We start from the raw sequence: 13,525 nt of genomic DNA, 5'->3' as shown, positions 1-13,525 counted from the left end.
AGCGAACCCCTAACACAAAATCAGCATCCGTAATGGAGCCTAACTCATGTTCCAGCATCTTCATCGTTTCTTGGTTGTAATATTGTCCAATTTCTTTCGTATCGTTTGAGAAGTCACGCTCTAAATATTCAAAACGTTTTTCTAAATCCATCGAACGAGGGTACATTTCTAAATGGATTTCACGATATTTAGCCAACTGTTCAAACAGCTGCCGGTAGAAAGCTTTATGATTCTCTAACTTTTCGTAATTCGCGACTGGAATGACGCTCGGAGAGATTCGGTAATACGCCCAGATTTCCCCGCTTTTCGTAAGCATCAGATTGTTGTGTACGGTCTTGATCGGAGTTCGAAGTTGCATGAGCATTCCCTTCTTTCCGTAGGATAATGGTTTTCTCAAAAGTGATAGCTTTCGTGTTGCTATAAAGCACTTCTTCATCATTGGCTAGACGTTTCTTAGGAAGATACCAGCCAAAAAAGTACCGAATAAAGTCGTACATGAAATAATGGATTCGTTTGCCATTAAAGGACTTCTTCAATAAAAAACCTGATAAAAGATAGGGAATCCCTATATACAGAACCAAGGTTAAACCAGACATGATCGAACCCACAGCGTTCACTACATCACGAAACAAAAACATAATCCCTAAAATGATACCCGCAACGGTCACCCGTAGAAGGGCGATGCCGTACGGGAGCCGGACATCGCCAATCCGGTATAAGGTGATCGGGTGTTGAAACACTCGTTTGTAATTGTAAGTGACTTTCATGATTACCCCCCTGTTACTTCCCTCCAAATGCCTTCAATGTTCGTAAGCATGGTGTCAGGATTACCGACAGCAAAGAATACAAGTGCAGCGATCAACATAAAACCAATAAGTTTGCCCCAGCTTTGTCTCACAAGGTAGAAAATCGCAAAGCCTACCAAGATGATTGCAACCGCATTTCCTCCTTCATTCACAATCCAACTCTCAATGCCATCCAAAGTCGGCAAAGAACCAAGTACCAAGTAATTCATCATTTCAAGTAAATTCATCATTATTGACCTCCTAAGGTATTATTGAATTCATTCACGTAAAAACGACCGTCTTTCTTCTCAATCTCTAAGGTGAAATTCTCTTGGTGACGAGCCTTAATATCTTCATCTTCAAAAGTAGCTCCAGTTTTCACAACATACTGCTGCTCTCCATCTCGATAAATGGTAGGATCATCTAGAGCCACAAAGGATTGAAGTCCTCCTAATGTTTGAGGTTCCTCCATGATATACTCCATGTCCTCTGGCTCATCATTGGCATAGGTGGTAAAGAAATCTTCAAGCCATGTCTTCACTTCCTGAACTTCTTGAGTACTAACTTCTTCCTGACCTTCCATAGAATCCGTAATCTTTTCCCCTTCTCCCATAAGGGAAGGAATTTCCGTAAAGTAAGGTTGTTCTACGACACTATATTGGCGTTCATCAGCTTGAATCGGAATATTCAACAGAGCAGATTGGGTATTCTCTTCTTCTTCCTCCACAGTTTCTGTTTTGCTTTCATCATCGTCTCCATCTTTCTCCACTTCTTTTTCTACCTCTTCGATGGTGACATTGGTGTAATCAACACGGTACTGTAAAACAATCCAATCTTTATGTTCCTCAATGTTATAAAGCGTCTTTTCATCGAGGGATCGATAACCGTTTAAGTCCTGATAAGAAGGAATCGGAACGTCTTCCGCATAATAGCTTTCTAGTCCATCAAGAGTGTCCTGGCGTTCCTCTCCATCTTGAGGAATATTGATATACGCATCCACCACTTGATTTCCATAAATCTCAACTTCTTCCCGAGAATACGATTGACGATCCATTCCAACATTGGCTTGAACTTCTTCCAAACGCTCCGTATTGTCTTTCGACGATAAAAGCGCATTCCCTGATCGAATAAATGCTAAGGGAGAAGCCACAACGACCAAGAAAAGCAACATCCATAAGAGGACACGCAGGCCTTTTCCAGAAGAACGTTTAGCTTTAGGGAGCTTTCGGCTATCTTTCTTCGGCTTCTTAAATTGAAAGAAAAACCTTTGGAGTTTTGGCTTAAGAGTTTTGATCGATGCCTTCATATATCTCATCTTCCTTTCAAAAGTGAAAAACCCCTTTTAGGAGCTGAATCATCTAATCCTTCTAGAGGATTCCTAAAATAAATAATCCTACGCTTCGCCCGTTCCTTTACAGCTTTTTGAAAAACAGCAAATTCTCCAGTAGTAAACTCCTTGATTTGATCAGGATGAACATAAAACCGATTAACATTTCGGGTGGTCCCTTTTTCGCTTTTGAAATCGATGCGTTTAAACAAATTCCCTTTGTTTTCAAGCTGGTGTGTGATATCAACGTCTTTAAAAGTACCCATCACATTGGATGCCTTTTCTGGTGATGAATCGCTATTCGAACGCCCGAGGAAAAAGGTGTTCACGTTATCAATGACTTGTTGAGAAATATCCTGACCTTGAATATCTAAATCAGCAAAGGACTGAATCCCAATAACGGCTCTAAAATTAGCGCTTCTAGACCGAGCAACAATATCGACAATAGTACTTGACCCATAAGCCCCAAATTCATCAAAAACGCCCGTGATGCCGTGGTTCTGCTCATTTCCAAACTGTTGTTGCACCACATTAGAGATATCAGCAATCACGAAACGAGCAAAACGTTTCATGAATTCGGCATAACTTAAAGAGTTAAAAGAGAATACAACACTCTCTCCTTTTTGCACAATATCCATCAGATCAAGCCCATCTTCTGTATCCTCTAGTAAGTGTCCAAGTTCCGAATACAACAACTTTTCTAATTGAGACTGCATCCCTCTAAATAATTGGCTAGTTTGATCTTCACCGCTTAAGATAGCTTCTATCTCTTCATCAGAGAGGACTTCCTTATCAAAAAAATACCGCATGTATTTTTTAGCTCGATCCGTTTGCTTCCTTCGCTCAATCGTTTTTTCTTGAACTTTATATTCAGTGGCTTCTTTCGGCTGTTCTTCATCACTCATGATGCCTAAAATGTCATCGGTATCACCTTTATCTGGAACCTCTTGTTTTACAGGAATCTTCTCATAAACCGTCTCTTCTACCGTTTCATAATCCTTAGTTAACACCTCATAAATCCGAGGAATGGATAAATAGTGGGTCACATTCTCAAGATCACGCCCAAAGCCGTAATCATCTAGAAAATGAATCACCTTCTGCAATTGATTTTCAGCTTCATTTTTGTAAAATTCATTACTCCAGTCGAAGATCGCCATGATTCGATCGGTCACGCTCGTACGGTTGCCATTACGGATCGGATTGTATTTGAGTTTCGTATGCTCGGAAAAGACATGCAGTTTCCTTCCGTAAGAATCACATAAAGACTGGAGTTCTTTGATCGTTTTAGGATCACCTTTTCCATCGATGAAAAAGACCGTTTCCCCATTCATTAATGTCGTTTCGACTAAAGAATAAGAGACAATGGTTTTCCCACTTCCAGTCGTTCCTTGAAGCAAAACATGCTGATTCGTTTCCTTTAAGTCCATATGAGCCGGCTTCCCATATTCATCAATCCCCAGTAAAACATCCGTAGTACGTCCTTCTTTTTGAACTTCTGCTCTTTTAGATTTCCGATACTTGGACTGTACTTTACGATTCAACTGATAGCGCTGGTTAAAGATAGATTGATAGTCTTTAGATGCTCGGTATTCCTGAATGTAATCCTCTTTGGGTTTTACCACTTTTCCTCTCAGAAACTGGTAAACGCTGAGGAAGATTCGAGCAACGACAAAAGCAGAAGAAAGAATCAAAACATAAGAAGCAAAACTAAGTTGAAAACCTTCTCCTTGATTGATCGCCTCTTGAATCGGATCGATGAAACGATCCATTCCAAACAAAGAAAACACAATAGGAAGATATTGAAACAATTCGGTCCATCCGGCAAAGTAAACCGTCAGAGCAAAAGTAATGCCGCCTAGAATACTAGCGTAAGTCAGCCATTTAACTTTCTTCGTGCTCAACGTCAGACCAAAAATCAAAAGAGCGAGTAAAACAATGGGACACAGTACAGCCAATAAAGCTACACCTAAAAGAATCCCTGCCACCACTCCGATTACCTCTAAAACATCATTCTCCTTTTCATCAGCCAAAAGGAATCAAACCTCCTCGTCGTCAATGACCTCATGTAACATCAAAAAATGAATATCGACTCCAACCCCCTTGGCAAAAGACTCCACATGTCTTCGAATCCCTTCATCTTTACAAATATAAAAAACCCTGGAATAAGTATTTTCTTCAACAGACTGCTTATACTGCTGCACTTTCTTTTCAATACGCTGGTGAGTTTTTCGGTTCAGCTCCACTTCAAAAGCAAAACTCTGATCTCGGAAATTCAATAAAAAATCAGGGACTTCTTTAGATAAATGCCTTAACTTATTCGGCTTCTTGATCTCTTCATACGATAAAGATAGAAACGCTTTACGTATGACCTCCCTCTCTGTCAGAAACGTCACCGAATGACCTTTCTCTTTATATTGCTGAACCAAAGCATGCACAATCTCATTCACCGTCAAATCATGCTGCAATTGAGAATAAGAAGAACTCGCTCCCGTCATGATCTGACCGACATATTCAGAACCTTTCTTCGTAATCGTGCTAACTTTTCTTCTTCCAAACGACTTTTCTTCAATGAAACCTAATTCCTTTAACTGTTGCCTCCCCCGTCGGATCGTATTAACTCCCATGTAACTCAAAAACTTTTCCAGCTGCCGATTCGTAATCACCCCAAAACGATCAATCGTCTCTAATACTTCCTTTCGTTTTTCGCTTAAAATAAAATCCATCATAACAACCCTTTCATAATCAATGTAAGCACCTCCAAATATAAAGGAATAAATTTCCCTGAACAATCAAACGCCACAATAACGACAATCAAATCACCATTAAATTACCACTAAACAACCTTTAAATTACCACTATAAATCATAAAAAACTCCCTCCATAAATCACTATTTTCCCTTGAACTTATCTCTTGAACTTAATCCCTTGAACTTAATCTCTATCACCTTACTCTCCACCACAAAATAACTAGCTAAACTGACCCCACCAATACCACTACACACTTAGATATAAAAATATTATCTTTTACTCTCGTGACCACTCAATCGTTGACGTAGTGATTGAGTGGTCACGAGAGTGTTTGTTAGATAATGTTTTTATATCGCCTTTTAATCCAAAATTAACTGGTGGGATCAAAACCACTTAATTACCTTTAAATTACCATTTTATAACCAAAGTTTACCATAGAAAAACAAGGGGGGCAAGGTTGAAAATTCCAAATTTACAAAAAATTAAAATAAAGTCATATGATTTTCTTACTGAACCATCACGCCAACTCCAGATGAATATATCCTAAATAAAGAATTACACTTTGGAAGAAAAAGAGTAAATATTGAATAAAAAATTTAGGAGCTTAATAAAATCTTAGACATACTAAAAACTAATGAATAATTTTATGTAATTTTATATGAAGAAAAAACTTATTATTTTTATGACTTTAACTTAAATTAATTAATTTATTAAAGGCATTTTTCTTCTTCAAAAGTTTATGATAATCATTCATCTGCATATTCAGCTTATACTTTTAATGAAACCCATCTAAGAATTATTTTTTAATAATCAAAATAGCTTAAAACATCCCATCAACCTAATTAGACGTTAACGACACACAGGAGAATACAGATATGTATTGGCAGACTGGCTTATTATTTTTTCAACAAATCATTGGAGTTCTACATCGTTTTTCATGCTCAATCGTCCACTGTTCAAATGGGAGAAAGAACAACTCAAATACATCTTCTAGAGATTTATCTTCAAACAGAAACGCCTGGTACATTGCTTTCCATGTGACTCCATGATGAATAAGCTTTTTACGTAGCTGTAAAAAGCACTTAAATAAAACCTCTCGGCTAGCTATATAAGTTTGTTGTCCACGGCCTTTTCCTTTTACTACTTTCATAATCTTAGTGGAACGCTTTAAGACTTCTTTTAACGTAGATACAGCCATCCCTAGTCGTTCAGCTAATTTTGCTTGGGAATCACAAATAAATACATCTGTAAGCTCCTCTTCTGAGCTTGTGTGCGTTTTTAAATAATCTAGGATATCCTGTTCCCATTCCTCATAATGAGAGCGTTCACGGTCTTTTCTTGCCTTCTTAAACTTATACCACCCCTTGCCCTTTGCAAGATTAATAGATTGATCGGTCCATTGATCGAGTAACCCTTGAATATATTCTTTCTTAGCCCCTTTGTAGCGTCCTGAGTAAGCAGACTTCATCGTGCGTTTAAACTCTCTTGGATTTATAGGGTTTTCTAAATTAGAGTTAAATTGATCCAGCTCATTAAAAGCTTCTTCATATGTACGGCCACTCGCATAATTCGCAATGGCCAGCGTCAAAAGAGCATTATTACGACTGCTCATGTAGTGTCCTTGTTGGATATGAGTTGAGTTTAGAAGTGTTCGATACCATTCTTGATGAATCTGAGCTTCCTGATTCGGAGCGTAGACTACATGAAAAGCTCCTTTACGCTTTCTTTTCTCATACGCTTTGGACCACTCAATAAAAGCAGCAGCAGACACCGTCTGTTGATCATTAAAGTACAACACATTTTCATTGTTAGGAATTCGATAAAACCCAAAAGGAGTGCACCCTTGATCAACTGGAACATGGCTGCCCAATGCTTCTTTTATGTTGGCTACAATACGATTGGCTACTTTGAGCACTTGATAATTGCTCTCTTTAGTCAAAAACATGGGAGCTTCCAGCACAAAATAAAATTGATAGCCTCTTGGCGTTTCTAAGATGATACTTGGAGCTGGGATCCCTTCTTCTTCACAGGCTAAGAAAAAGGCAAATAAGTCCGTATTTTTGGTATCAACATCAACAACGAAGGTATTGATCTGTTTTAAGTTCTCTTTCGTATGTCCTTGGAGAATACGCTTTTTGAAATCTATGTATGTACCACCTAAAAAGGTATTCGGCGTCCAATGCGTCAGGTGGTCACATTGTTCCTGCAGCGTCTCATAAGACGTTACGATATGACCTTTTCCCTGACTCAATTTTTCTTTAGAAGGCGAAACAAACACGATGCCTTTATTATCAGATTCTCTTTTATAAGCCTCATGCTGCTTTGGTAAAGAAGCCCTGGATCCTTTTGTTTTGAAGGTTTTTAAACTTTTACGGGTGATAAATTCTATAACACTCGATACATCCATAACATACCCTCCCTTAATGAAAAATGGCATACAAAAAACCGTTACAAGCCTTAGCCCATAACGGTCTTCACCATAACTTCAAATAAGAGGTACACAGAATTTTCCACTTTTAAAATTGAATAAAGAAGCCGAAAATTCTTGCGCAAAAATGAATGATATTATATAGTAAAGTATATAATATATTCAAAGACATGATGTTGTCAGCATCATGGTTCCTATTTGAAGCTAGCATGTGGTTGTGAGCCTTGGGGCTAGCTTTCTTAAAGAGCGTTGTTGTCAGCAACGCTCTTTTTATTTATGTAATTGTTTGTCTTCTTTTCTAGTAATCTATCGAATTTATTTATACTATACAAGGTCTCTTCCCCTTCGTCTACCCCCTTATTCCTTTCAAATCAGCTATTGTAACCGGATTCATAACGTAAATGTTTACGTTTACGTTTGTTAAAATCACGCTGGACAATTGACCTTGTGAGGTTTTAACATTTGTTTACATTTACGTAAACGTAAACGTAAATAAATTATAAAAAATTTATTTTTTTTCTTTAAAATCCGATTTCATTTTAATAAAGGTTAATAAAGGAACTAATTCTAAATGAGCCGAGAAAAGGTATATACAAACTTCGTTCTTAAATTCCAAAAGCTCCTATCTTTCTATCAAGGAAACAAATGACGATGTGACGAATATAAAAGACAACCAGTAAAGTTGATCTAACGATATGTGCCGTTGAGATGACGATAATACGAAAGAGGGTGGCAATGATGGACTACGAACGAACGTACACGCTTGCTGAAATCGCAAAAAAGATGAAACGCCCCCGCACTACCCTACAATCATGGAAGGATCAGTTTTCTGAGTTTCTTCCTTCTGTAGGTAGAGGAAGGAACATGCGTTACGAAGAAGATGCATTAGAAGTTTTTTGTATCATTGAGAAAATGAAAGAAGCCGGTGAACCACATGAACGGATTCGGGAGGTATTACAGAGCTCCGTACCCGTTATTACGATCGACAACGTATCAAACAATGTGATGCCGAAACCTATTGTGAATACGATGATTGAGGGATACGAATCTTTTTTTAAAGAGATTCAACTGCAGAATAAATTGTTGATGGAACAAAATGAATCTTTCCGCAAACAAAACGAAGAACGAAAAAAAGAGTACGTAGAATTAAAAGAACAATTAAACAATCTCAAGGAAACAAACGAGATGTCTAAGGAACAGATGGTCCAGCAAGTGAACCGTCGAGATGAATTGTTAATGCAAACCATGAGAGAAATCATGGAACAAAAACAAAAGCAAGGGTTCTGGTCTCGATTATTTTCTCGAAAAGAGAATGACCATGAGCCTGAACATACTTTAAAGTAGCGTATTCTCATAAAATCAGAAAAACACACAAACGTAAACGTTGATGTTTACGTTTGTGTGTTTTTTTAAATATAAATAATTAAAAAGTTTGATGAACCCCATGAAAGGATTCGGAGGTATTACAAAGCTCCACATCCGTATTATGAGACACGACGTATCAAACGACATGATGACGATACCTTATTGTGACTACGATGATTGGGGGATGAAGTTTGCTTTAAAGAAATTCAACTGCAGAATAAATTGTTGGCGGAACAGTATGAATATTTCTGGAAACAAACGAGATGTCTAAGGAACGGATGATGTGGTCATGAACCGTCGAAATGAATTGTTAATGGAAAACACGAGAGGGAAAATCAAAAATTTTGGTATCAGCTTTTATGCTTCTCGTAAAGAGGAGACCCCCAAGCCTGAACATACTTTAAGAGAGTGCATTAAAACACAAACGTAAACGTTTATGTTTGTGTTAGTTTTAGCACCAAAGATTTTGATGAACATATGAACGGGTTCGGGGGTATTACAGAAATTAGTTTCCGCTATTACGATCGATGACGTATCAAACGACATGATGACGATATCAGTTATTAATCAAAACCATGAGAGAAATCATGGAACAAAAACAGAAGCAAGGATTGTGGTTTCGATTATTGAAAAGAGAACAACCATGAGCCTAAAAATACTTTAAAGTAGTTTATTACCATAAAGTATAGGTTTAAAATTAACAAACGTAAACGTTTACGTTTGTTTTTATTATATTAAGTAGTATTATTGGCAGGAAAATGTGAATTTAAAACGTTAAGGCATATATCTCTATTGAACAATAGGGCAGGTTAGTTGAAGACTTGAATTCGAGATAATATTTGTTTAAAACCACTTAATTTTAAAAAGCGATGGGGCGTATAAACGTCGTTTTTTATTATTTAAAGAAAAAGCTAGAACTATTTAAATGTTTGAAATAAAGGCATTAAGAGTCAAATTAGAAATTGTAAATGAATTAGTAGGAAATACAATGGAAATAAAAATGGAAATGCAGTTGCTTGCTCAGTGAAAAACATACCCGGCTCTTCCTTCAATACTGTTATAGGATTACTGAATTAGAGGAAATAACATTATCATATATTAGATTTATACTTTAGAAAATAAATCTCATCTCGGTGTGAGGTGAACCCTGCCAAACCATTTAGCACAATTAAGAGGAAGACCTGCTAGGTGGGAGTATTATTTTGTTAAGAATTTAATTGGTACTCTGGCTACATCAGCAATTATACCTGTGTTAAGAAGGAAAAGACTGGGCTAAGGTTTTAGGACCAGTAACCTATAATTGGAAAAGGATTTATGAGGCTAACTGAAGGTCAACTGCAATAGAAAATGCCAGAGCCTAAGCTCTGGCACATGGATAGATAAATGATCGATCCTTTATTTAGAAGTATTGTAACGGGTATAGTTTTGTCCGCAGATTATGCATTGGGTCCATAGTATACTCACTACTTTTTCGGAGAACTCTTTGGGTACAACCTTAATTATCTGTTGCTCATGATTACGACAATTAAAACAGTTATGTTTTATTAAGGCTCCCACTTCATATCGTTTCAAGTTATACCTCCTCTCTAAGTTGAGGAAGGCAACAGCAGGACTTCAATTTTATTATATTGAGTGTGGATATTCTAGAGGAAAATATTTCTTATCAGTAATCATAATGGCCAGAAAATTATGTGGTTCCAACTACAATAACAAATATAACAATATAAGCAATACAAGAAATAAAAAGACTTTCACATTTATACCACCATTGATTTTTGGTCAGGAACAGAATCCCATGGCAAGGAGGAGGACTCGACCGACATGGGAATTACTGTAGATAAGGTGATGCCGGTCTGCCTCATGTACTATTCTCACCTTTCATTAACCTAAATATTCAACTAAAATCATTAGGGTTTGGCCGATTTTACTCTCCTGCTGCCCACTCCGATCTTAATAATAGGCGGTGCTCAATTCTATGTCCTACGTAAGTTGAAAATCTTTGGATGCACTAAAGAACTCATTCCAATTTTTAAAATCAGTGGTATCTTTTACAAAATCATCTATTTTCATTTTCTGACCCTAATGATTAATTTCAGACAATGAAATTGGGGTGAAATCCATTTGATGTCTAGGTCTGAAAGGTCAGTGTGATTATAGAATTTAAAACTTAACTGCTTAAGTAGAATTGGCTTTCCCATTGAATTCACTTTACTAAGGTAAATTCCCCCGTTTTTAAACTGGAGAAAAAGCACCTGAAAAGGAACATATGAATTCGATGGCCTAGTGAACGAAGGAAATGAGAACCAATTAACTGAAGATGAAAAACATCTTGAATTAAGGAGTGGAGATACTTTTCCTCCAACCCGTTCGAACAAAGATGCAGTTTATTGGAAAAAATCGTTTTGCAAGTTAAGATGTATGTTTATGACTCAAAAATAAGAACCTCTAACTGATAATTTAACAGTAATCGCTTCTCTTCACTTTCCAATGTTTATCAGGAGTAACTGAGTTATTTAGTTTTTTACAAAATTTATCGGCTGATGTGGAAGTAGGAAAGGTTTTAGCCATATTGCTGACTGTATCCTTTAATATCTCCGTTTTCTCATTAACCACTCTAGTGATTAAAAACATAAGGGTAAACTCTCCTTTGAGTTTAATAAATTATTTCTATATAACATTATCTCACAGGATCATTTGTTTGGGTACAGGCGGATCGGTTTTTCATTAAATTGGAATGCGTCATTTTTTCACACGATTGATTGAATATCGAATAATATGTAAGGTATCACGAATTCAAGAAGTAAACTAAAGGGGCGATTATTCAATAAGAATGATCGCCCTTTTTTTATGAAAGAAAAAATAACTGGCTATACAATGCCATTTTGTTGAGAGGGAGGTGCTGTTAAAAAAACACCGAAGTACTTAGTTAGTAACAAAATACGAGTGGAGCATTCTAATTACTTGTGCAGGTGGATGAGTTGGTCTTTACCAACTACAGTACTCCGTCAGTGCCTGCTGCAGGGTGGCCAGTGTGTCAGTATTTTGGTTAAATGGTATACCGGACTTAGTGATCTCTGTTACAATTTCTTTCCTCATACCGGTGATCACGATTTTGCATCCCATTAAGGAAGTTCCCTCTATGACCTTCATGAAATCGACAATGACGTCTTTATTCATTTCTGCGATTCCGGAAAGGTCCAGGATCAGGGTTTGGATGCGGAGGCTGGCAACTTCGGTGAGTACCTTTTCATTTAATATGTCGGCGCGATGAGAATCGATAGAGCCAATTAAAGGAAGAATACAAATGGAACGATTAATAGGAATGATAGGTACAGAGAGATTATCTACCATTTCCTCTTGTGCTTTCAGCAGTTTATCCTTATAAGTCGAGTATCTGATAAAAAAGGTGTTCAGAAAATTATCAATGCTATTATTAATTTTATATTCCACTTCGAAAAAGTATTTGATATCCTTTTGGCCGGTATATTCGTAGAACTTTTGAATAAAGCTCCATAAAGCCCGACGAATGGCATAAATCCATTCAAGTTTAAAAGATAACGTGAGTGAATGAGTAGCCCATGCAATGCCTTCCTGTTGGGCAAAGCTTCTGAGAGAGTCCTCCTCCTCGTCAATAATATACCCAACAAGTTCATGAGCATTTTGCACGAGGTCAATGTTCCCTATACGTAGGATTTCGTCAATTTTATCGTTGACATTCATAGCTTCACATAATAAAGTGTTTTCAAATCTTTGCTTATTCGTCTGAATAAAAGCCTTCAAATCCATTGAGGTCTCGTACGTAAGATCCATAATTAATTCCTTCCTTTATTATATAATAAGGTCAAATTCCTATATCCAAAGTATGATCGTACCATAATTACAATATACAATTAAATATGTAAGATTTTCCTAAATTTATATCGATGCACCTCATTAACGCGTCTATAGAATCAAAAATATTGGATTGCTAATTTTTTAAACGTTGTCGTTGATGTTTACATATATAAGTTTATATAAGTTGTTTTTCGCCCTTTTATAATCGATGAAGTTGGATAGGTGGAACTGCTATACTAAATTCAACAGTTTCCACATAATAGAATGGAAACTATTTCATCAATTAAACTGTCTAATCAGTTCCTTTCCATCACCAAAAAACGTTTACGTTGACATCAACGTAAACGTTTTTTGGATTTGCAGTTAAATAGCCTCCCGGGAAAAAACAGTAAGTCCCTAGGAAATAATTGGATTACTTCTCTTTCAGTTGTAAAAAGAAAAAGATATCTTCTGTCCCTTTGAAGGTATAGACAAAGCGATTGAATTCTTCATGAAAATATATAATCATATAATCGCCCTGCTGATCAACTATTTTTTTTCCGTAGGCAAGATATGGGTAGTCCTGTACCTGTACATTTTCATAATCACCCATCAATATAGACTCAAGAAAACTGTTTAATACACGACTGTGCTCCACATCACTCTCCCCTTTTTTAATAGTAAATGCTTAAACTGATTACAAGAGGAACGGATCCATTAACACGAGGGGATGCTATATAACTGAATAATGCACAAATAATAAAGGCATGCATTACTAATTATAGGAAATCTTCCTCTAATGTCTATTTCTTAAACATCAAGTAATAGTCCCCAAGTCGAGTGTTTCTGAACCACTAAAATCACTTTGGATTTAAAACAGATGTAGATGGGGTTTTTGGTTCGCATACAGACCAACGAGTCCGTCAATTGCAAGCTGAAAAGAAGTTGGCCCAAGACGGAATTGTTGGGGTTGATAAATGGACTGTGTTACTTGAAGAATATCAAGCTAAATTGTTTACAGTAGAAAAAGCGAAGATAGACAAGTGGACTCTCTATGGA

10 protein-coding genes and 1 pseudogene are annotated in these 13,525 nt (G+C 36.8%); 3 read left to right on the top strand and 8 right to left on the bottom strand.

The features are described 5' to 3' along the window. Positions 1–224: 224 nt before the first annotated feature. The 6 genes from ACGTNH_RS20095 to ACGTNH_RS20070 all read right to left on the bottom strand — a co-directional run bounded on the left by ACGTNH_RS20095 (position 225) and on the right by ACGTNH_RS20070 (position 7,267). Positions 225–767, bottom strand: coding sequence for a conjugal transfer protein (locus ACGTNH_RS20095; protein WP_394588831.1), 543 nt, complete (start codon positions 765–767; stop codon positions 225–227). 2 nt (positions 768–769) lie between these two features. Beyond that, the gene (locus tag ACGTNH_RS20090) at positions 770–1,036 is read right to left on the bottom strand and encodes a TcpD family membrane protein (protein ID WP_394588830.1); all 267 of its coding nucleotides are present in this window, start codon (positions 1,034–1,036) and stop codon (positions 770–772) included. After that, positions 1,036–2,091 carry a conjugal transfer protein gene (locus ACGTNH_RS20085; protein WP_394588829.1) on the bottom strand — a complete coding sequence of 352 codons (1,056 nt, stop codon included), beginning with the start codon at positions 2,089–2,091 and terminating at the stop codon, positions 1,036–1,038. The genes ACGTNH_RS20090 and ACGTNH_RS20085 overlap by 1 nt, the downstream gene beginning before the upstream one ends. Positions 2,092–2,096: 5 nt before the next feature. Continuing rightward, positions 2,097–4,142, bottom strand: coding sequence for a type IV secretory system conjugative DNA transfer family protein (locus ACGTNH_RS20080; RefSeq protein ID WP_394588828.1), 2,046 nt, complete (start codon positions 4,140–4,142; stop codon positions 2,097–2,099). Positions 4,143–4,148: 6 nt separating this feature from the next. Continuing rightward, a complete protein-coding gene (locus ACGTNH_RS20075; protein WP_394588826.1) occupies positions 4,149–4,835 on the bottom strand; it encodes a replication-relaxation family protein in 687 nt (228 codons plus the stop codon). Positions 4,836–5,764: 929 nt separating this feature from the next. After that, positions 5,765–7,267 (bottom strand): primase C-terminal domain-containing protein, encoded by a 1,503-nt coding sequence (locus ACGTNH_RS20070; RefSeq protein ID WP_394588825.1) that lies wholly within the window; start codon positions 7,265–7,267, stop codon positions 5,765–5,767. Positions 7,268–8,026: 759 nt separating this feature from the next. Between ACGTNH_RS20070 and ACGTNH_RS20065 the strand changes: the two genes are divergently transcribed. Continuing rightward, a complete protein-coding gene (locus tag ACGTNH_RS20065; RefSeq protein ID WP_394588823.1) occupies positions 8,027–8,632 on the top strand; it encodes a MerR family transcriptional regulator in 606 nt (201 codons plus the stop codon). A gap of 2,304 nt (positions 8,633–10,936) precedes the next feature. Then, entirely contained in the window at positions 10,937–11,092 is a 156-nt protein-coding gene (locus ACGTNH_RS20060) for a YjzC family protein (protein WP_394588821.1), read from the top strand. Between the two features lie 546 nt (positions 11,093–11,638). On the opposite strand, the gene ACGTNH_RS20055 is transcribed toward ACGTNH_RS20060, so the two are convergent. Both ACGTNH_RS20055 and ACGTNH_RS20050 read right to left on the bottom strand, forming a co-directional pair. Continuing rightward, positions 11,639–12,463, bottom strand: coding sequence for an STAS domain-containing protein (locus ACGTNH_RS20055; protein WP_394588820.1), 825 nt, complete (start codon positions 12,461–12,463; stop codon positions 11,639–11,641). Between the two features lie 436 nt (positions 12,464–12,899). After that, positions 12,900–13,124 (bottom strand): hypothetical protein, encoded by a 225-nt coding sequence (locus ACGTNH_RS20050; RefSeq protein WP_394588818.1) that lies wholly within the window; start codon positions 13,122–13,124, stop codon positions 12,900–12,902. Between the two features lie 212 nt (positions 13,125–13,336). On the opposite strand from ACGTNH_RS20050, the pseudogene ACGTNH_RS20045 reads away from it, so the two are divergent. Beyond that, a pseudogene (locus tag ACGTNH_RS20045) lies at positions 13,337–13,525 on the top strand (peptidoglycan-binding domain-containing protein); the annotation flags it as partial.

Source organism: Halobacillus sp. B23F22_1 (genome assembly GCF_043497005.1).
Lineage (GTDB): Bacteria > Bacillota > Bacilli > Bacillales > Halobacillaceae > Halobacillus_A.
This window is presented reverse-complemented; position numbering and strand designations above follow the sequence as displayed.

What these genes read in the sequence shown, in the direction of transcription:
- ACGTNH_RS20095 (WP_394588831.1), bottom strand. Translation starts at nt 767, where the DNA reads ATGAAAGTCACTTACAATTACAAACGAGTGTTTCAACACCCGATCACC.
- ACGTNH_RS20090 (WP_394588830.1), bottom strand. Translation starts at nt 1,036, where the DNA reads ATGATGAATTTACTTGAAATGATGAATTACTTGGTACTTGGTTCTTTG.
- ACGTNH_RS20085 (WP_394588829.1), bottom strand. Translation starts at nt 2,091, where the DNA reads ATGAAGGCATCGATCAAAACTCTTAAGCCAAAACTCCAAAGGTTTTTC.
- ACGTNH_RS20075 (WP_394588826.1), bottom strand. Translation starts at nt 4,835, where the DNA reads ATGGATTTTATTTTAAGCGAAAAACGAAAGGAAGTATTAGAGACGATT.
- ACGTNH_RS20070 (WP_394588825.1), bottom strand. Translation starts at nt 7,267, where the DNA reads ATGGATGTATCGAGTGTTATAGAATTTATCACCCGTAAAAGTTTAAAA.
- ACGTNH_RS20065 (WP_394588823.1), top strand. Translation starts at nt 8,027, where the DNA reads ATGGACTACGAACGAACGTACACGCTTGCTGAAATCGCAAAAAAGATG.
- ACGTNH_RS20055 (WP_394588820.1), bottom strand. Translation starts at nt 12,463, where the DNA reads ATGGATCTTACGTACGAGACCTCAATGGATTTGAAGGCTTTTATTCAG.